17 protein-coding genes are annotated in these 17,841 nt (G+C 68.0%); 9 read left to right on the top strand and 8 right to left on the bottom strand.

Annotated features, from left to right (window positions below):
• Nucleotides 1–93 precede the first annotated feature (93 nt).
• Nucleotides 94–945 (top strand): S1 family peptidase, encoded by an 852-nt coding sequence (locus tag AC1MDG_RS14415; protein ID WP_479804653.1) that lies wholly within the window; start codon nt 94–96, stop codon nt 943–945.
• Here the strand turns inward: AC1MDG_RS14415 and AC1MDG_RS14410 are convergent.
• On the bottom strand, nt 926–1,276 hold the full coding sequence (locus tag AC1MDG_RS14410; RefSeq protein WP_479804651.1) for a spore germination protein GerW family protein: 351 nt from the start codon (nt 1,274–1,276) through the stop codon (nt 926–928). The two genes, AC1MDG_RS14415 and AC1MDG_RS14410, sit on opposite strands and share 20 nt — an antisense overlap.
• A 157-nt stretch (nt 1,277–1,433) precedes the next feature.
• Here AC1MDG_RS14410 and AC1MDG_RS14405 point away from each other — a divergent pair, with 157 nt between their 5' ends.
• Entirely contained in the window at nt 1,434–4,166 is a 2,733-nt protein-coding gene (locus AC1MDG_RS14405) for a PEP/pyruvate-binding domain-containing protein (RefSeq protein ID WP_479804650.1), read from the top strand.
• Here AC1MDG_RS14405 and zapE read toward each other — a convergent pair.
• Genes zapE through AC1MDG_RS14390 form a run of 3 tightly spaced genes read right to left on the bottom strand, consistent with a single transcriptional unit; the run spans nt 4,163 to nt 6,153 of the window.
• A complete protein-coding gene (gene zapE, locus AC1MDG_RS14400) occupies nt 4,163–4,636 on the bottom strand; it encodes an AFG1/ZapE family ATPase (RefSeq protein ID WP_479804648.1) in 474 nt (157 codons plus the stop codon). The genes AC1MDG_RS14405 and zapE overlap by 4 nt on opposite strands.
• Nucleotides 4,637–4,647: 11 nt before the next feature.
• Complete coding sequence (corA, locus tag AC1MDG_RS14395) at nt 4,648–5,643, bottom strand: magnesium/cobalt transporter CorA (protein WP_479804647.1); 996 nt, start codon at nt 5,641–5,643, stop codon at nt 4,648–4,650.
• A 6-nt stretch (nt 5,644–5,649) separates the two neighbouring features.
• The gene (locus tag AC1MDG_RS14390) at nt 5,650–6,153 is read right to left on the bottom strand and encodes an Lrp/AsnC family transcriptional regulator (protein WP_442853503.1); all 504 of its coding nucleotides are present in this window, start codon (nt 6,151–6,153) and stop codon (nt 5,650–5,652) included.
• A gap of 178 nt (nt 6,154–6,331) precedes the next feature.
• Between AC1MDG_RS14390 and AC1MDG_RS14385 the strand changes: the two genes are divergently transcribed.
• From AC1MDG_RS14385 to AC1MDG_RS14375, 3 genes are all read left to right on the top strand, one after another.
• Nucleotides 6,332–7,573 (top strand): MFS transporter, encoded by a 1,242-nt coding sequence (locus AC1MDG_RS14385; RefSeq protein WP_479804645.1) that lies wholly within the window; start codon nt 6,332–6,334, stop codon nt 7,571–7,573.
• 153 nt (nt 7,574–7,726) lie between these two features.
• Nucleotides 7,727–8,488: a helix-turn-helix domain-containing protein gene (locus tag AC1MDG_RS14380; protein ID WP_479804643.1), complete on the top strand. Its 762-nt coding sequence runs from the start codon at nt 7,727–7,729 to the stop codon at nt 8,486–8,488.
• Nucleotides 8,485–8,724 (top strand): hypothetical protein, encoded by a 240-nt coding sequence (locus AC1MDG_RS14375; RefSeq protein ID WP_043482826.1) that lies wholly within the window; start codon nt 8,485–8,487, stop codon nt 8,722–8,724. Before AC1MDG_RS14380 ends, AC1MDG_RS14375 begins: the two co-directional genes overlap by 4 nt.
• Before the next feature lie 53 nt (nt 8,725–8,777).
• Here the strand turns inward: AC1MDG_RS14375 and AC1MDG_RS14370 are convergent, their stop codons facing one another.
• Entirely contained in the window at nt 8,778–9,281 is a 504-nt protein-coding gene (locus tag AC1MDG_RS14370; protein ID WP_043483179.1) for an Lrp/AsnC family transcriptional regulator, read from the bottom strand.
• A gap of 132 nt (nt 9,282–9,413) precedes the next feature.
• Here AC1MDG_RS14370 and AC1MDG_RS14365 point away from each other — a divergent pair, with 132 nt between their 5' ends.
• Nucleotides 9,414–10,577: a trans-sulfuration enzyme family protein gene (locus tag AC1MDG_RS14365; protein ID WP_479804641.1), complete on the top strand. Its 1,164-nt coding sequence runs from the start codon at nt 9,414–9,416 to the stop codon at nt 10,575–10,577.
• On the opposite strand, the gene AC1MDG_RS14360 is transcribed toward AC1MDG_RS14365, so the two are convergent.
• The gene (locus AC1MDG_RS14360) at nt 10,574–11,878 is read right to left on the bottom strand and encodes an MFS transporter (RefSeq protein ID WP_479809108.1); all 1,305 of its coding nucleotides are present in this window, start codon (nt 11,876–11,878) and stop codon (nt 10,574–10,576) included. The genes AC1MDG_RS14365 and AC1MDG_RS14360 overlap by 4 nt on opposite strands.
• A gap of 96 nt (nt 11,879–11,974) precedes the next feature.
• Here AC1MDG_RS14360 and AC1MDG_RS14355 point away from each other — a divergent pair, with 96 nt between their 5' ends.
• Entirely contained in the window at nt 11,975–12,958 is a 984-nt protein-coding gene (locus AC1MDG_RS14355; RefSeq protein ID WP_479804640.1) for a LysR family transcriptional regulator, read from the top strand.
• A 39-nt stretch (nt 12,959–12,997) separates the two neighbouring features.
• Here the strand turns inward: AC1MDG_RS14355 and AC1MDG_RS14350 are convergent, their stop codons facing one another.
• Nucleotides 12,998–14,047, bottom strand: a complete 1,050-nt coding sequence (locus tag AC1MDG_RS14350; protein ID WP_479804638.1) for a nitronate monooxygenase — start codon at nt 14,045–14,047, stop codon at nt 12,998–13,000.
• A 36-nt stretch (nt 14,048–14,083) separates the two neighbouring features.
• Here AC1MDG_RS14350 and AC1MDG_RS14345 point away from each other — a divergent pair, with 36 nt between their 5' ends.
• Nucleotides 14,084–15,064: an N-acetylglucosamine kinase gene (locus tag AC1MDG_RS14345; protein WP_479804636.1), complete on the top strand. Its 981-nt coding sequence runs from the start codon at nt 14,084–14,086 to the stop codon at nt 15,062–15,064.
• A gap of 41 nt (nt 15,065–15,105) precedes the next feature.
• Here the strand turns inward: AC1MDG_RS14345 and AC1MDG_RS14340 are convergent, their stop codons facing one another.
• Nucleotides 15,106–16,197, bottom strand: coding sequence for a pirin family protein (locus tag AC1MDG_RS14340; protein ID WP_479804634.1), 1,092 nt, complete (start codon nt 16,195–16,197; stop codon nt 15,106–15,108).
• A 442-nt stretch (nt 16,198–16,639) separates the two neighbouring features.
• On the opposite strand from AC1MDG_RS14340, the gene rsgA reads away from it, so the two are divergent.
• Nucleotides 16,640–17,758, top strand: a complete 1,119-nt coding sequence (gene rsgA / locus AC1MDG_RS14335; protein ID WP_479804632.1) for a ribosome small subunit-dependent GTPase A — start codon at nt 16,640–16,642, stop codon at nt 17,756–17,758.
• Nucleotides 17,759–17,841: the final 83 nt, after the last annotated feature.

Here is a 17,841-nt window from a genome sequence, read left to right as displayed (position 1 = left end):
GGGGCAGATGTGTGATCTCCGGGAACCTGGATTCGTCACGGTTCCGTCACCACATCCGCGATATATCTTCAGGTAAAGATGAGGAGCACCCTCATGCGCACAAGAATCCCCACGCACACCACGGCCCGCAGCGGAGAAGGAATCCCCCCAGGCTCCCCGCGCCCGCGCCCGCGCCGGCGCCGGCGATTGGTGGCGCCGCTGCTGTCGGCACTGTTCGCAGCAGCCCTAACGGCAGCCTCGGCCACTCCGGCCCTCGCCGTCTACAACGGGAGCAGGGCGGATTCCGACGAGTACGCGTGGGCCGTCAGGGTGGAACTGGCCTACCCGGAAGGAATTGCTTCCTGCACCGGATCATTGATCACGGAAGACACCGTGGTCACGGCGGCGCACTGCATCAGCAACAACGGACGCAGCCCGTCCGCCATCGCCGTGACATTCCACTATGGCCAGAAACGATCCGAATACACCATCGGGGTGGCGCGGGCCGTCCCCATGCCGCACTACGATCCCGCAAGGATCAAAGACGACATTGCCTTGCTCTTCCTGGCCTCGGCTGTGTCCGAGCCCACCATTGAGTTGGCGTCCACGCCGGCTCCGGTCGGGGCAGAGGTCACCGTGGCCGGTTTTGGCTGTACAGGCGACCCGTTCAACCCGGCGGCACAGTGCGATCCGGCGCCCCGGCTGGTTGAAACCCGGCTCACAGCGGTCCCCGCGGAGGCCTGCCCGGACATCGCAGGACCCTGGCAGTTCTGCACGTATTCGCCGCATACGTCAGCGAACCGTGGCGATAGCGGCGGTCCGGTCATCTGGTCAGACCACGGTGACCAGAAACTGGTCGGGGTGACGAACGCGATTGAACTGCCGCCCGCCCCCGCCTACCTGAACCTGTCGGCTTCCGTCCCCTACGGACTGGACTGGATCAGGGCTACCGCCGGCTTGCGTTGACCGTCTTGATCACTCCGCGAACTGCCATCCCTACGGCGCACACCACCGGGACCAGCCCCGCGAGAAGCGTCAATGTATTGGCCCGGAACACTAAACGGCCCTGCCCGTCCGTCAGGTAAGCGCCGAGCGGGAGTACGAAGCCTCCTCCGCCGCCGCCTTCCGCGGCCCCGTTGGCGCCCTCCGGACCGGAGTCACCCCCGCCGCCGAAGCCGAAGGACACCAACGCCACGGGAATTAGTTCCTCGCCCCCGATCTGCACCGGAGCGCCGTAAGCCCTCGCCACACCCATGTTCCTGAACGTCTCCACGAGGGAGGAAAATGCCTCAGCCATGGACCCACACTAGGGACCCGGGCAGGGTAGCGGAAGGGCCGAAGGACAGGTCCGGGACCGGAAAGCCCCGGCCATGGCATGATGCCGGTCCGCGTGCCAGTATGTTGTGAATCAGGGGCGCCCGGGAGGGCCCCGCCGGACAGGAGGCTTCGCGGTCATGGTTTACATCAGTGATTTCCGCGAAGTCGGCCGGGACGACGTCGCGACGGCGGGCGGCAAGGGCGCCGGGCTGGGCGAACTCGTTCGGGCGGGGCTGCCGGTACCCCCGGGATTCCTGATCACCACCGGCGCCTACGAGCTGTTTGTCCGGGACAACCAGCTGGCCGGGCGGATCCAGGAGTACGCAGCCCTGCCGGCGTCCGCCACGCCCCGCGACTACGGGGAAGCCTCCGGGCAGATCCGTGCACTTTTTAGCGCCGGTACGATGCCGGACCTGATAGCCGCTGAAATCCGTGAGGCCTACCGACAGCTGGGCCCCGGCCCAGGCCACGACCCGGGCCCCGGCCACGACCCCGGCCCGGGCCACGATCCCGGCCCGGGCCACGGCCCCGGCGCAGGCATGGAAACGGCCGTGGCGGTACGTTCCTCAGCCACCGCCGAAGACCTCGCTTCTGCAAGTTTCGCGGGCCAGCAGGACACGTACCTCAACGTCTATGGCGCCGATGCCTTGATCGACGCAGTCATCAACTGCTGGGCCTCCCTCTGGACCTCCCGGGCGATGGGCTACCGTGCCCGGGAAGGTATCAGGCCGGACCAGGTCCGGCTGGCCGTGGTAGTCCAGCAGATGGTGGCCGCGGACGCCGCGGGAGTCATGTTCACCGCCAACCCGGCCAACGGGCGCCGCGACCAGATCGTGCTCGCTGCCGCATGGGGGCTGGGCGAATCCGTGGTCAGCGGAGCCGTCTCCACTGACGACGTCGTGGTGGAGGCCGCGACCGGCAAGGTGGTTTCCCGCCGGACGGCCGACAAGGAGGTCATGACGGCGTACGCCGGCCGGGGCACGCGCGAGGAACCTGTCCCCGCTTCCCGCAGGCACCAACCCGTGCTCGACGATGCCGCGGCTGCACTGCTGGCCGGCTACGGAACCCGCATCGCCCGGCACTTTGGATCGCCGCAGGATATCGAGTGGGCGCTGGCGGACGGCAGGTTCTTCATTCTCCAGTCACGTCCCATCACCGCACTGCCCGAGCCCGCGGGGGAAGTCCCGCGCGACTGGAGCGTGCCGTACCCGAAGGGGCTCTATTTCCGGGCGAGCATTGTGGAGCAGCTTCCCGATCCGCTGTCTCCCTTGTTCGCCGACTTGATTGACGGTTCAGTGTCGCGGTCCCTGCATGCCCTGATGGACGAGGCGTTCGGCGGGAACAGCCTCCGCGACACCGATCTTGGACTGCCTGTCATCAACGGCTACGCCTATTACTACTACCGGACAGCCGCGTTGTGGCGGCTGATGGGCAAGACGCCCGCCGCTGTCCGTGCCCTTATCCGGGGCGAAGCGCATATGGGCGTCCAGGGCTGGCGTGACTATTCCCACCCGCGCTATGTGCGCGTGGTGGAGGCGTGGTCCGCGAAGCCCGTTGCAGACCTGGGCGGGCAAGAACTGCTGGAGGGGGTATCTGCGCTGCTTGACGCCGGCACGGTGTACTACACGGCCGTCCAGTCCATCATTCCGATCGCGACGTCCAGCGAACTCGCGTTCCAGAAGTTCTACGACAAGTTTGTCCGGCAGGACGGCGACCCGCCTGCGGCGACGTTCCTGCTCGGCTACGACAGCCAGCCGATCCGGGCCGAGAAATCCCTCTTCGACCTGGCCGGGTGGTCCGGCGACGTCCCCGGGCTCACAGAGGCCATCCTGGCGACGCCGACAAAATCACTGGCCCGGGCCCAACTGTCGGGGACGCCTCCGAGCGGGATGGATCCAGGCCTGTGGCAGCAGTGGGAGGACCGTTTCCAGCAGCACCTGGACCGCTTCGGCCACACCGTCTACAACCTGGACTTCGTCAATCCCGTGCCGGCGGACGACGCGTCCCCGCTGCTGGACACGCTCAAGTTCTACCTGCGCGGGCAGGGCAACGACCCGCACCGGCGGCAGGCGCTCGCTGCCGCCCGCCGTGAGGACAGCACGAACAGGATACTGGCGCGCTTGCACCCTGCCCGCAGGAAGGCCTTCGTTCGTCTGCTCCGGTGGGCGCAGGGGCCGGCGCCGATTCGCGAAGACGCGCTTGCCGACGTCGGGCTCGGGTGGCCGCTGATGCGGCGCATGCTCCGCGAACTGGGGCAGCGGCTGGTGGCGGCCGGCCTCATTGCAGACCCCGGCGACGTGTTCTGGCTTCGACACCAGGAAGTCGGCAGCGCCGTCGAATTCGGCCTTGCGGCCCGGGGCGTTCCGGCGGCAATTACCGGTGCTGACCGGCCGGTCCTGGCTGAGGCAGTCGCTGAGCGCCGGTTGCGCTGGCGGGGGCAGCGCAGCGCCACCGCCCCGCAGATGCTGCCGGAGATCCGGTGGCTGCAGCGGTCCCTCGCCGGGATGATGCCGGAGGGGTCCCAGGACCAACAGGGGAACACCATCAAGGGTGTGGGCGCCAGCCAGGGGCGGGTCAGTGCTCCTGCCCGGGTGCTGGCCGGTCCCGAAGACTTTTCCCTGATGCAGCCGGGGGAGGTGCTGGTGGCCCGCATCACCACTCCCGCGTGGACTCCGCTGTTCGCCATGGCGTCGGCCGTGGTCACCGACGTTGGCGGTCCACTGAGCCACGGCTCCATTGTGGCCCGGGAATACGGCATCCCCGCCGTGCTGGGCACCGGAGTGGCTACCCGCCGGATCGCGAGCGGTCAGCGGATAGAGGTCGACGGCGGCGCCGGCACCGTGACCATCGTCCAGTCGGAGCGGGACTAGCTCCCGGACGAATGCGCGGCTGGAAGCTCGTCGTCGGAATCCACCCGGAGAAGGCTCGACAACGGACTGTCCGGGCCGAACTCCGGCAGCGCCGGACCGATAACGAACAGGGTCACGTCCGCGGCAAACAACACGTCCACCACGTCCAGGAATCGCTGCCACTCCGGGGAACCGGCGGCACCGGCCCGGGACGGGAGCCCGTCCACCACCCACTCCCCGAACCGGCCGGCCAGGGCGGCGAAGTCCCGGGCGGGCGCTGCCGCGCCGGTGAGTTCGCGGAAACCTACCCACAAAAGGTCCCCTTCGGCGCTCTTTACCTCCAGCGGCCCTCCGGTGACGTCCACGGTCCGCCGCTGGCCGGGTGCCGGGGTGAACAATCCGAACGTACCCAGCTGCCGGGCGGTGCCGGGGACGAGGATCCGGCCCGGGCGAAGAGCCGGCTGCGGGCCGCCGGCCTGGGAACCAGTCATGCCGGCGGCTCCTAGAGCCAGCCCTTCCGCTTAAAGATGACGTACATGAGTGTTGCCGTTGCGGCCATCATGGCAATCGCCAGCGGATAGCCGAAAGCCCAGTGCAGTTCAGGCATGTGGTCGAAGTTCATGCCGTAGACCCCGGCCACGAAGGACGGGGCGAAGAAAATGGCCGCCCAGGACGAGATCTTCTTGACCTGCTCGTTCTGTTCGGCGCTCGCCTCGTTTTGCCGGTTGGCAGTCAGGGTGCCGTCCAGGGTGAGCGCATTCTGGAGGATGTCGCGAAAGGTATCAGCGCGGGCGATCAGCCGCTCCACGTGGTCCTCCACGTCGCGGAGGTGGTGCTGCAGTTCCGTGTTCACTTCGTATTTGTCGAAGCCACGCCTCAGCAGCTGCATCATTCCCGGCAGCGGATGGATGGCCCGCTGGAACTGGATCACTTCGCGGGCCAGTTCATAGATCCTGCGGGAGACCGCCGAGTCCCCGCTGAACAGCTGGTCCTCGATTTCATCGATGTCGTTCTCCAGGCCGGCAGCAACGGGAACGTAGTCGTCCACCACCTGGTCCATCAGGGCGTAGAGCACGGCTTCAGGCCCGTGGCACAGAAGTTCGGGGCGGCCCTCCAGCCGTTGCCGCACCTGGGCCACCCCGGCTGTCTCCGCATGCCGGACTGTGATCACGAAGTTCGAGCCCGTGAACACGTGCAGCTCCCCGAACTCCACCGTTTCCGTGTCGTCGAGGTACCGGGCAGGGCGAAGCACAGTGAAGAGGACGTCGTCGTAGCGTTCCAGCTTGGGGCGCTGGTGGGCCGAGATAGCATCCTCCACCGCGAGCAGGTGGAGTCCGAACTCGCGGGCCACGGCGGACATTTCGGCCTCGTTGGGCCGGTACAGTCCGATCCAGGCCATGCCGCCATGGTCTGCCAGGGTCTCAAAGGTCTGCTCAAGGTTGTGCGGCTCGGCGGTCCGGCGGCCGTCCACGTACACGGCGTTGTCAATGATGGTCACGAGCCATTATCCCAGTCGCTTGCGGGTTGGCGCCTCCGCGCCGCCCTGGGCAAGCCGGCTGATGAGCGGCTCAGTGCGGTAGGGGATATGCGTGTGCAGCGCCAGCACGGTTTCCGTCCGGATCACGCCCTTGATCCTGAGGATCGACCGCAGCGCCGTTTGCAGGTTGTGGGTGTCTGTCGCCACCACCCGGCACCAGACGTCGCCGCGGCCGGAGATCTCGTGGACCTCCAGGACCTGCGGAATCAGGCGCAGGGCGCCCACCACGCCGTCGAGTTCCCGGTGGCTGACCTCGATGGTCACGAAAGCGACGACGTCGTACCCCACCGCCTCGAGGTCAATCTCCCGTCCGCCGTCGTGCAGCAGGCCGGAGCGGAGCATGCGGCGGACCCGCGACTGCGCCGTGTTGCGGGCGATGCCCAGGGTGTCGCTGAGTTCGCCGATCTGGACCCGCGGATCCCGGATCAGTTCCAGGAGGATCTTCAGGTCCGTGGTGTCCAAGCTGTTCAAATCGTCACTCCGGTTCATTTCTACTGGGCATCATTGACTGTTTTGCTCAATTCTGACACCTATTTCGGCCTCCAGGTTCAGGCATGACCCATTCTGTAGGTATCAATTCTTTCCGCCCGGACCGCGGCGTTCCCACAAGGAGCGGACGAGGACCGGCACTGCAGGCAAAGGCACGCACATGACTGTCTTCAGCGAACTCCGCATGCGTCCGGCTACCGCCGGCGGCTGGGCATGGGACGCTTCCACCACAGCGCGGCTGGTGATGGCCGGCGTCGTGATTTTCACGCTGCTCGTCGGCGCCAACCTGGCAACCCCGCTGTACCCGCTGCTCCAGGCGAATCTTGGCATCGGGTCGTTCGGGATTACGGTGGCATTTTCCGCCTATGTCCTGGCCCTTGTGTCCACGCTCATGCTGGCCGGGCATTGGTCCGATTACATCGGCCGCCGGGCGGCGCTGCTGCTCGCGGTGGTCGTGGGACTGTTCGGCGGGCTGGTCTTTGCCAATGCGGACAACCTGGTGATGCTGTCCGCGGGGCGCGCCTTCCAGGGCGTCGCCGTGGCCCTGGCGACCGGCGCCAGTTCCGCTGCGCTGCGTGAACTGCTGCCCGCCCGCCCCGACTGGGCGTCACGCTTTACCCTGCTGGCGTCCGCCGGGGGAGTCGCAGCCGGCCCGGGCATCGGGGGAATCCTCTCGCTCCTGCCTGGGCCAACCTCCACGCCGTACTACCTCCACTCGGTTGTCCTCATCGCCATGCTGGTGCCGCTGTACCTGCTCAAGGCGCGGCCCGCCATCACGTCCGTCGCCGGCCCGCAGTCCCTGAAGGTGCTGGCGCCCCGACGCCCCTCCGTTTCGCGTGAAGCCCGGGGCGCCTTCTGGCTGGCTTCCGCCGTCGGGTTCCTGAGCTTCTCCGTCTTTGGCTTTTGCCTTTCGCTGGCGCCCGGCTACTTCGCCCAGATCGTCGGCGCCGATTCCCGCCCCCTCATCGGACTGCTGGCCGGATTGACGCTCGGCGCTTCCGCCCTCAGCCAGTTGCTGGCCGTCCGCGGGAGGTTTGTGGTGCCTGCCGGCTTGGCAGTGCTGGCAGTGTCTGTCCTCCTGATTGCCGCTGCCGCCGCCTGGACGAGCCCGTGGCTGCTGATCGCCGCAAGCCTGGCCGCCGGCGTTGGCCAGGGAGTGTCCTTCCGGACCGTGTTCAACGACGTGGCCGGAAAAGTGGAGGCGTCGCGGCACGCGCAGATCATCAGCACTGTCTATGTGATCACCTACCTTGGCAGCGCGCTGCCGGTGATCGGCCTGGGAATTGCGACGGCGGCCTACGGGCTGCAGGCGGCAGTGGCCGGATTCGTAGTGCTCTGCGCCCTCCTGGCCTTCGTTCTTGCTGCCGTGACGCTCGCTGCCGCAGTACGCCGGCCAGCCTGACCGGAACCAAAATCCGCGGGTGGGCGCCGGGGCGCTCCTGATCGCGCCGGGTCGCCGTCGACGTGCCACGAATCCGATGCAAACAAATCCATGCAAACAAATCCTTGCAAAGAAATGCTTGCAAAGGTTTCTTTGCAAGAGTATTTTGGACGTATGAAAAGTTCACCGGAGGCGGCGCCAGCAGCAGCCCCGCCCGCGGAAAGCGCCACAGACTCCGTCCTGCCGGCTGAGGACAGTGTGCCGTTTCCGGTGCGGCGCGTCGATACAGCCTCACTGAAAGCACTGGCACACCCCCTGCGGGTGCAGATCCTTGAGATGCTCTCCCGCTACGGGGCACAGACGGCCTGCAGTCTGGGCGAACTGCTCAACGAGTCCAGCGGATCCACGAGTTACCACCTTCGGCAACTGGCAAAGCATGACTTTGTCAGGGAGGTTGAGGGCAAAGGCACGGCGCGGGAACGCTGGTGGGAACGCCCGCGCGGGGCCATCCAGATCACGTCCCCGGAGCTGGCAGCTTCCCCGGCAACAGAGGAAGCGTCCAGGCTGGTCACCCGCGAGTTTGAACACAGCAGGCAGGCCGTGCTTGCGGACTTCATGGCGCACGGGAGCGAAAGCCTCGATGCTGAATGGCTCCACGCCGCCCTCATCAGCACCGCGAATGCGCGGCTCACGGCGGACCAGCTCGCGAGGTACACCAGCGCCCTGGAAGCCTTCGGCCACCGGCTGCTGGAGGACATCAGGAACGAAGGTGAGCAGGAAGGCGCCCGCCCGGTCCAGATCCACCTGAACGCCTTCCCCATCCTCGGCGTTCCCGCATCGGCGGGAAGCCGGGCCCGCATGCCACGGAATGTAGAACGCCAGAACATCCAACGTCAGAACACACAACCGGAAAGTCCTGAAAGGAAAGTGCCATGAGCACAGTCTCCGCCACCGGTTCAGCTGCATGCAGCCCCTACCGAAGGCCCACCGTCGTCGAGTCGGCTGCGGCCGGGCTGGGCGCCGCGCTGGTCCGTTGGGCCGAACGCCGGCGGGTGATTCTCTCCGACTGGGCCGAACGCGAACGCGCTGCAGCGCTCCGCCGGGAGCAGCTGGACGTGCTTCGGAGCGACATCATGGGCGCCGCGCATTCCGGACTCTACATCTGGCACTAGGGGCAGGCGGGGAACCCGGGCGTCCAGCCCGGCCGGCGGCCCGCCCGGGGGCGTCAGTCCGGAAGCGGCCCGTGGTTGCCCTGGATGTGTTCGAACACCAGTGTGGTTTCGGTGTGGCCCACCACGGGATCGGTCGCCAGGTTGTCCAGGACCCAGTCGCGGAGGTCTTCGGTGGTGGCCACGGCAATGTGCAGGAGGTAGTCCACCGACCCGGAGGTGTGGAAGGTGGAGAGCACGGCCGGGAGCCGGGGTACCCGGGACGTGAAGCGGTCGATTTGTTCGCGGTCGTGGGCGCGGAGCCGGACGGCGATGAGCGCCTGGACGGACCGGCCGATGGCGGACAGGCTCAGTTTCGCTTCGAAGCCCTGGATGATGCCGCGTTCGGACAGTGCCCGGGTACGCATGAGCGCGGTGGACGGGGCGATGCCCACGAGCTCGGCCAGCTGTTTGTTTGAGATGCGGGCGTCATCCACGAGGGCGGCCAGCAGCCGTTCGTCGATGGCGTCCAGCGGTTCGGTTCCCGCGCCAAGCCGAATATTCTTCGCACCGCTGCTCACAGGGCCTCCTCCAAGGGTTATGAGTTCATCATAAACTTCATTTTCCGACAGTTCCATTCGCATGCCCTATGAAACTCCGAATTATTGCCAGAGACTTGCCGGATTCAATGGCGAATAATTCAAAGGAGTCCCGTGCTTTCTCCCGATTCACTGGCTGTCCATGCAGGCCGTACCGGCCTCACAGAACAAGGCGTGCACGCCGTGCCGATTGACCTCTCCACCACTGCGCCGCTTCCGTCCGTCCACGACGGCGGCCGGGCCTATGAACAAATGGCCAGCGGCGGGATGCCGTTGGAAGGCCAGAGCACCGTCTACCAGCGTCTGTGGAATCCCACCGTGGCCCGCTTCGAGGAGGGTGTGGCCGTGCTCGAACGCGCTCCCGAGGCGGTGGCCTTTGCCACCGGAATGGCCGCGCTGTCGGCAGTCCTCCTTGCGACTGTGGCTGCCGGCAGGAAGCACGTGGTGGCGGTGCGGCCGCTCTACGGCGGCAGCGACCACGTCCTGGCCTCGGGCGTCCTGGGCACCGAGGTGACGTTCACGACGGCCGACGGAGTCCGCGCGGCCCTGCGACCGGACACGGGATTGGTGATGGTGGAGACGCCCGCCAACCCCAGCCTGGACCTGGTGGACATCGCTCAGCTCTCGCGTGACGCTGACGGCGTGCCGGTACTGGTGGACAACACCTTTGCCAGCCCCGTGCTGCAGCAGCCCCTGGCCCACGGCGCCACACTGGTGCTGCACAGCGCCACCAAATTCCTCGGCGGACACGGGGATGCCATGGGCGGTGTGGTGGCGGCGTCAACGGAGTGGACCACCAGGCTCCGCCAGGTCCGTGCCGTGACCGGCGGAATCCTGACGCCCTGGCCGGCCTACCTGCTGCACCGCGGGCTCGGCACGCTTCCGGTGCGGGTCCGGGCGCAACAGGCAACCGCCCACAAGGTTGCAGCAGCCCTGGCCGGACACGAGCTGGTGAAGGCGGTCCATTACCCGGGGCTCCCGGAGTGCGACCCGCTGGGGCTGGTGGGGACCCAGATGTCCGGACCCGGCTCGCTGCTGGCGTTTGAACTGGCCAGCGCCGAGCATGCCGAGCGAGTGCCGGGGGCGGTCCGGATGATCACCCACGCCGTGTCCCTGGGCGGCATCGATACCCTTATCCAGCACCCGGCCGGGCTGACCCACCGGCCCGTTGCTGCCGAGGCCAAGCCGCTTGCCAGCCTGCTCCGCTTGTCCGTGGGGCTGGAGGACGCTGCGGACATTGTGGCGGACCTCCTGCAGGCAGTCGAGGGAACGCGCTAGCCGGCCGGATTCCCTTGCGCGGAGGTCGGCTGTTTGGGGGCCGGCTGTTTGAGGGCCGGCTGGCCCGGGCCCGGCTTCCCCGCGTCAGCCGCGGGATGCACGACGGCGGTGATCACCGCCGTCGTGCATCCCAGCCCGATGACTGTCAGGGCGAGCGCAGTCCAACCGAATGACTGGAAAACCAGGCCGCCTGCCCACCCGATTGCACTGGAGCCAAGGTAGTAGGCCAGGTTGTACAGCGAGGCGGCCTGCGCCCTGCCTGTGGTGGCGATCCCTCCGGTCCAGCCCGCCCCGATGCTGTGCGCCGCAAAGAATCCTCCGGTGAAAACCAAAAGACCGGCCAGGATCAGGACCAGCAGTTGCGTCAGTGTCAGCGCCAGGCCAAGGACCATCAGCACGATTCCGGCCAGCAGGATGGTCCGCCGCCCGAACTTCAGCGTGAGGGCTCCAGCCAGCCTGGAGGTCACCGTGCCGGACAGGTAGGCCACGAAGATGAGGCTGATCACGGTGGCCGGCAGCCCGAACGGATCACCGGAAAGCCGGAAGCCGAGGTAGTTGTAGACGGCCACGAAGCCGCCCATGAGCAGGAAGGCCTGGACATAGAGGGCCAGCAGGCGGGGATTGCGCAGATGGCCGGCAAGCGTCCTCGCCGCCCCGCGGAATCCGCTGGCGCGTGCAGGCGTGAAGCCGCGGGCCTTGGGCACCAGGACCAGGAACAGGACGGTAGCGACGGCGGCCAGGACGGAGACGGCCAAGGTGGCCGCCCGCCACCCCCACAGCTCAGCGACGGGGCCGGCAACCAGCCGTCCCGACAGGCCGCCCAGCGTGGTCCCCGCGACGTAGCTACCGGCTGCCATGGCGGCGTGCGCCTTGTGGACTTCCTCGTTCAGGTAGGCAATGGCGATCGCCGGTATCCCGCCCAGTGCCATGCCTTCGAGCAAGCGGAGCCCCAGGAGCATGGGAAAGGTGGCGGCTAGGGGAACCAGCAGGCCCAGGACGGTCGCGGCAGAGATGCCCAGGGTCATGGCCCGGACCCGGCCGATCCTGTCCGCCAGGAAGGACCACGGGATGACAGTGGCCGCGAGCCCTACGGTCGCCAGCGAGATGGTGAGCGCCGCTTCGGCCGCCGTGATCCGCAGGTCCGTGGCCATGATGGGCAGCACGGCCTGGGTGGAGTAGAGCTGCGCGAACGTTGCCACCCCGGCGAACGCCAAGCCCGCAAGCAGCCGTCCGTAGGCAGCTGAGCCCTTCGGATGGCCGGCCCACGGCCCGGGGTGAGGCGTGTCCCGCTTTGACAGCATGTGCATGAAGCCAGCGTAGATCGCCGGATCGCATGCTTCCAATGCATGATTTACATAGGACCAATGCTGATAACGGATCAATTTTAGGAAGGCCCGATGGATATCGAGCACAAACAGCTGGCGCAGTTGCTTCCGTTACTCCCCGTCCTGTCCGAACTGGGACGGACGCAGCACGTGACGGAAACGGCGGAAATACTCGGCATACCGCAGTCCACGGTCAGCCGGGCGCTCGCCCGGGCCAGTGCCGTCGTGGGCACCGAACTGCTGATCCGCGATGGCAGGGGAGTCCGGCTGACTCCGGCGGCCAAGGCTCTGCTGCCGTACATCGATGCGGCGCTCAACGAGTTCCGGACCGGGCTGGACCTGGTGCGGCACGAATCCGAGGTGGTGCGGGGCCGGATTGCCGTGGCATTCCAGCACACCTTTGGCGAGGCCACGCTGCCGCTGCTGATCAACGCGTTCCACCACCGCCACCCGCAGACCGCCTTCGACCTGAGCCAGGGCGCCCGGGACGGCTGCCTGGCGGAACTCGCCGCGGGGACCGCTGATCTCGCCCTGACGGCGCCCGTTGCCCCTGCAGGCCGCAGCATCGGCTCAGCCGCCCTGTACCGGGAACCCCTGCGGCTGGTGGTGCACCATCAACACCCCCTGGCCCGCCGGAAGAGCGCCCGGCTCGCGGACATCAGGCAGGATCCGTTCGTGGCGATGGGGCACGGATACGGCATGCGGTCGCTCACGGACGCACTGTTCCGCGAGGCCGGGTTCCGCCCGCGCATCGCCTTCGAAAGCCAGGACTCCCACACGGTCCGTGGGCTTGTATCCGCCGGGCTCGGTGTCAGCATCCTCCCGCCCGGCGGCCTGGCTCCGGGCCGGACAGTGAGTGAGCACACCGGAAACCTTGGCTGGGTGGAGGTGCCGCTGGCATCCGGACTGGCGTTCCGTGAAATCGGCCTGGCATGGCGCGAACGCCGTAGCGGCCACGAGGCCGAGCCGGATCAGGTCAGGCTGTTCCGGGAAATGGTCCTGACCGAGGGGCCCGGGCTGCTGGCGGGACTGATCCGGGCACGTTCTGAAGGCTGAGGCCACCGCCCGCGCCGGCACCTGGCGTTGCGCGGGTGGTCAGGAAAGCTCCGACCCCCCGAGAATCCCGGCCATGATGTCCGCGACCGGACCGGTTTCCGCCTGCCGCCACCCGGTTCCCGCCCACAGATTCAGCCTCTCCGGGTCTCCCTCAGCGGCGGCTGCCGCGCGGATCGGAGCGGTGAGGTGGTGGATCGCAGGGTACCCCTCCGGCGCGTCTTCATGATCCCGGACGAAGGAATTGGCCAGGGCCCGTGCCTGCCGGCCGGTGAACGCACGGGTCATCCGGGTCTCCGTAAAGGCCTGGCTGGCGAGGGCGTCCTTGTGAAGCTGGCGCGAGCCGCTTTCGTCGCTGCGAAGCAACCCCGTACCCAGCTGGGCTGCCGTTGCGCCCGCGGCCAGCACCGAGTCAAGGCCTGCGGAATCCATGATCCCGCCGGCCGCAACCAAGGGCACACCGACTGTGCTGCGCACCGCGGCGAGCAGTTCCGCCGTCGTCGCGGGGCCGGGGGAGCGGGTTGTGCTTCCCGGGGGCAGGAAGGCTGCACTGTGGCCGCCCGCACTGCTGTGCTGGACCGCCAGGACGTCCGCTCCGCGTTCCGCCGCAAGCGCGGCTTCCGCCGTACTGGTGACCGTGGCAATAACCATGGACCCGGCGCCCTGGAGCGCCCGCACTTCGTCCTTCTCCGGCAGTCCGAAGGTGAAGCTGACAAACTCCACCGGATCCGCCAGCAGCGCGTCCATCTTGTCCTGCCAGGCGTCATCGTCGTCGAGCCGCAGCCCGGGAAGGGCCACCCCGTAGCGACGGGCGTCCGGCTCGAGGCTCCGCCGGTAGCTCTCCAACTGATCCCTGACAGCGGGCGGCGGATTGAGCTGCGCCCGGTCGGGGACGAAGAGATTCATACCGAAGCGTGCACCGGCGGCGCGGACCTCGCGGATCTCGGACTCCATGGCTGCCACTGTCTTATAGCCCGCGGCCAGGAAGCCCAACCCGCCGGCGCGGTGCACGGCCTGCACAAACCGGGGTGTCGATGTTCCCCCTGCCATGGGTGCGGCGATGATTCGTGTACCGAAAATGGCGTCCGTCATTCCCTGCTCCTTGTGGTCACTCAGTAGTCTGTTCACGTGACTAATTCTGACAACCTGCCGGCAACGGATTCTGTTCCTTCCACCGGCCGGGTCCCCGACGCTCCGGCCGCGCCGGCCTCGCCGTCCGGGGGGCTGCCCGGTGCGGTGATCGGCCTGGATATCGGCGGCACGAAGACCCGCGGTGTCCGCTTTGAAAGCGGCAAGGCCGTGGCCGATGAAAGCGTTGGCAGCTCAAACGTGCAGAACGTCAGCCGCGAGGAAGCGGCACTGCACCTGGCCGAGCTGTTCGCAAAGATCGGCGGAGGGGCTGTTTCCCAGGTCTACGCCGGGGCCGGGGGTATCGACACGGACGAGGACGCTGCCGCGCTTTCAGCGCTGATCGCCCCCCATGTGCCCGGCGCCAAAATCACGGTGGTCCATGACTCCCGGCTGCTATTGGCGGCCGGCGGGGCCAGCACCGGGGTGGCCGTCATCGCCGGCACCGGCTCGGCTGCCTGGGGCAAGAATGACCGGGGCGAGGAAGCACGGGCGGGCGGCTGGGGCTACCTGCTCGGGGACGAAGGCAGCGGTTACTGGCTGGGCCGCGAAGCTGTCCGGCACAGCCTCCGCCGCATGAACCAGGGCCTGGAGCCAGACGAACTCACCACCGCCCTGCTGCGGTCCTGCAAGATCGACGACCCCAACAAGCTGATAGCGCTTTTCCACTCACCGGAGACCGGCCGGCGTTACTGGGCCCAGCAGGCGCGGCTCGTTGTGGAGGCGGCGGACGCGGGGCACGCCGCCAGCCAGGCCCTTGTTGAGCAGGCAGGCCGGGACCTCGCCGGACTTGCCGCCCAGGCATTGCGGAAACTGGGCATCCAGGGCCCGGTGATCCTGGGCAGCGGCCTCGGGATGAACGTGGTCCGCCTGCAGGACTCCTTCAAGCGGACCCTCGCCGCCGAAGGCGTCACGGACGTTCGGGTCCTGCAGCAGGACCCCGTCTTCGGGGTCCTGCAACTGGTGGCCGAACAGGGGTAGCCTCCGGACTCCGCGCGGCGCCCGTCGGCCGGCAGCACACCTTAGGAGCGTGTGCGGGGGCGGAGCCGGACGCCCGGCAGCGGAGGTGCGGGAATGCGCCCGGCCTCGGCCCCCGCCTCCGGTCCGTGCCCGCGGACCAGCCCGAACCGCGAGTCCTCGGCCCTCGGGTCCGGGAGGTCCGCCTGGTCCTCCCAGTCCTGGCGGGCCTGGGCAACTTCATCGTGGGTCCTGCCCACAAAGTTCCACCACATCAGCAGCTCTTCCTGGAACGGTTCCCCGCCCAGCAAAATGAACCGTGTTCCGGGCAGCGCCTCGACTTCCAGCAGGCGCCGGCCGGTCCCGAGGTAACCCAGCGGACCCGGCGGCACGTCCTGCCCGTCGAGGCTGATGCCGCCGTCGAGCACCAGCACCGCGTGCTCAAAGACGGGGTCGAGCGGCAGGACGACTGATCCGGTGCAGCTGATGTCCGCACCAACGATCGGGGAGTACATCGTGGCCGGCGAGGTCGCTCCGGCGAAGCTTCCCACCATCACCGTCGCCGTGAAACCGTCTCCGGTTACTTCCGGGAGGTTGCGGTGCTGCTCGAAAGCCGGTGCCCGGTGGCGCTCGCCGTCCGGAAGGGCGACCCACAACTGGAGGCCGCGCTGCAGCGGCAGTTCCGTCCCGGCATCGGAAGCCCCCGCCGCGACGGTCCCGGCGCCCGAAGGACCGGCATTGGTCGTTTCGCCGGGGGACGGGCGGTGCGGCAGCACGGCGAACTCGGAGTGCGAGACGCCGTTGCCCGCGGTCATGATGTTGAGCTCTCCCGGACGCACTATCACATCGCTGCCCACGCTGTCGCGGTGCCTGATGGTGCCGGCCAGGGGCCACGTTACGGTCTGCAGGCCCGTATGCGGGTGCGGCAGCACGGACATGGCCACCCGGTCCGGGCCGAAACTGTCCAGGAAGCACCAGGCGCCCACGGTGGGCAGGCCCCGTTGCGGAAGGGTCCGGAAGACGTTCATGGCCCGGACTCCGCCGAGCGGAACTTCCCGCGCCGGCCACAACTGCAGGCACGGCCCGTTTCCGGCATATCCTCCCGGCTGTCCCGGCGGGCACAGTTCTTCCTTGGGGCTTACTTCGAGGTTCGTCACAGACCCACTCTAGGCCGAAGGACCAGTCGCCGGGAGGGGGCGGCAAGCTCAGGCGCATGGTCGGCCTTCCCTGCAGCCGCCCTGGCCCGCTGCCCGGCACGGCGTGACCCCTAGCCAAGCCGCGCTGGACGGTTTACCCTTGAAAAGCCGCCGGTGGATGCACCCGGCGAAGCACATGGACTGACGTCAAAACGTCATGATCGCGGACAGGGGAGGTGGAGACGATGACTGCAATATTCCTGCGCGCCACGCGCGCCAGCCACGTCATTATTCCTGCCCCGGCCAACCGCACGTCCTGACCCGTACCGGCTGAATCAAACAGCGGAGTCCGTGCCTACGGGGCCTCACCAGAGGTTCTTCATTGAAAACAACTCCAGGTCACGTGCTGACCGAAAAAGATTCAACAACTACCCGTTCAGTTTTAACCCCGTCAGTTTCGCTAATGGCCGGTCCCTTGCATTATGGCTTCACAGCGCGGACGGCAGCACTCTTCGACGCCCATCCCGCCCCCGGCGGGGAGAGCCCCGGGCGGGTGGTCCGCGTGGACCGGAACAGGGTCCTGGTTGCCGGGGCCGCGGAACTCCGGCACCTGCCCTACCCGGTCCACGGCGAAATTCCCGCCACCGGCGACTGGGTGTGGCTCGGCGCTAATTCGGCGGGAGAGCCCGCCGTCATCGCTGTGCTGCCCCGCCAGTCGGCGCTGAGCCGCAAGCGCGCCTTCGAGGCATCCTCGGAGGCACAGGTCCTGGGCGCCAACGTCGATGTTGTGGGGGTGGTGGTCCCGGTGGACCGGCCGCTCACCCACAACCGGCTGGAGCGGACGCTGGTGGCAGCGTGGGATTCGGGAGCCACACCGCTGGTGATCATCACCAAAGCGGACCTTGCCGACATCGCGGACGACGTCGTCGGGAAGGTCATCCTGCAGGCTGCGGGCGTTGCCGTGGTCACCACCTCGGCGGAACAGGGCGACGGCCTCGACGAACTGCTCGGACACGTGCCGGCCGGGGGGACCCTGGTCCTGCTGGGCCCCTCCGGCGCCGGAAAGTCCACGCTGATCAACGCCCTGGCCGGGCATCACGCCCAGGACGTTGGGCCGGTCCGGTCCGGCGACGGCAAAGGCAGGCACACCACCACTTCCCGGGAGCTTGTCCCGCTGCCCGGGGGTGCGGTGCTCATGGACACCCCCGGCGTGCGCGGCTTCGGGCTTTTCGACGCCGAGGACGGCATGGGGGAAATGTTCGGGGACCTCGAGGAGCTGTTCGGCGGGTGCCGTTTCGCCGACTGCGCGCACGATCGGGAGCCCGGCTGCGCTGTCCAGGCGGCGCTCGCCGACGGGACGCTGGAGATCCGCAGGTGGGAGAGCTACCTCAAGCTCCAGCGTGAGCTTGCGGCGCTCAACCGCCGGCACGACGCTGCAGCCCGGCGGGCGTACCAGCGGGAATGGCACCAGAAGGTGGTGGTGGCGGGCAAGAGCCAGCGGGCGGCCGAGCGCTACGGACATGAAAAGGCCAGCGACCGCGCCGGCGGCGATGGGAAGCGGGGCAAACGGAAGCGCAGTTGACGCGCGAAGGAGATATGGCGGCGGTGCCCGGCTGCATGAATGGCGCAGTCCGGCACCGCCACCCATCCAAAAGGCGCAGGTCA

This window comes from Arthrobacter sp. AIWTK1, from assembly GCF_056680535.1.
The sequence above is the reverse complement of the archived record's forward strand: the minus strand, read 5'-3'. Positions and strand labels throughout refer to the sequence as shown.

Excerpts from the sequence above, each read along its gene's own strand:
- AC1MDG_RS14355 (WP_479804640.1), top strand. The coding sequence starts at position 11,975 with ATGGATATCGAGCACAAACAGCTGGCGCAGTTGCTTCCGTTACTCCCC.
- zapE (WP_479804648.1), bottom strand. The coding sequence starts at position 4,636 with ATGACTGGTTCCCAGGCCGGCGGCCCGCAGCCGGCTCTTCGCCCGGGC.
- AC1MDG_RS14385 (WP_479804645.1), top strand. The coding sequence starts at position 6,332 with ATGACTGTCTTCAGCGAACTCCGCATGCGTCCGGCTACCGCCGGCGGC.
- AC1MDG_RS14410 (WP_479804651.1), bottom strand. The coding sequence starts at position 1,276 with ATGGCTGAGGCATTTTCCTCCCTCGTGGAGACGTTCAGGAACATGGGT.
- AC1MDG_RS14350 (WP_479804638.1), bottom strand. The coding sequence starts at position 14,047 with ATGACGGACGCCATTTTCGGTACACGAATCATCGCCGCACCCATGGCA.
- AC1MDG_RS14415 (WP_479804653.1), top strand. The coding sequence starts at position 94 with ATGCGCACAAGAATCCCCACGCACACCACGGCCCGCAGCGGAGAAGGA.
- AC1MDG_RS14405 (WP_479804650.1), top strand. The coding sequence starts at position 1,434 with ATGGTTTACATCAGTGATTTCCGCGAAGTCGGCCGGGACGACGTCGCG.
- rsgA (WP_479804632.1), top strand. The coding sequence starts at position 16,640 with ATGGCCGGTCCCTTGCATTATGGCTTCACAGCGCGGACGGCAGCACTC.
- AC1MDG_RS14375 (WP_043482826.1), top strand. The coding sequence starts at position 8,485 with ATGAGCACAGTCTCCGCCACCGGTTCAGCTGCATGCAGCCCCTACCGA.
- AC1MDG_RS14380 (WP_479804643.1), top strand. The coding sequence starts at position 7,727 with ATGAAAAGTTCACCGGAGGCGGCGCCAGCAGCAGCCCCGCCCGCGGAA.
- AC1MDG_RS14360 (WP_479809108.1), bottom strand. The coding sequence starts at position 11,878 with ATGCTGTCAAAGCGGGACACGCCTCACCCCGGGCCGTGGGCCGGCCAT.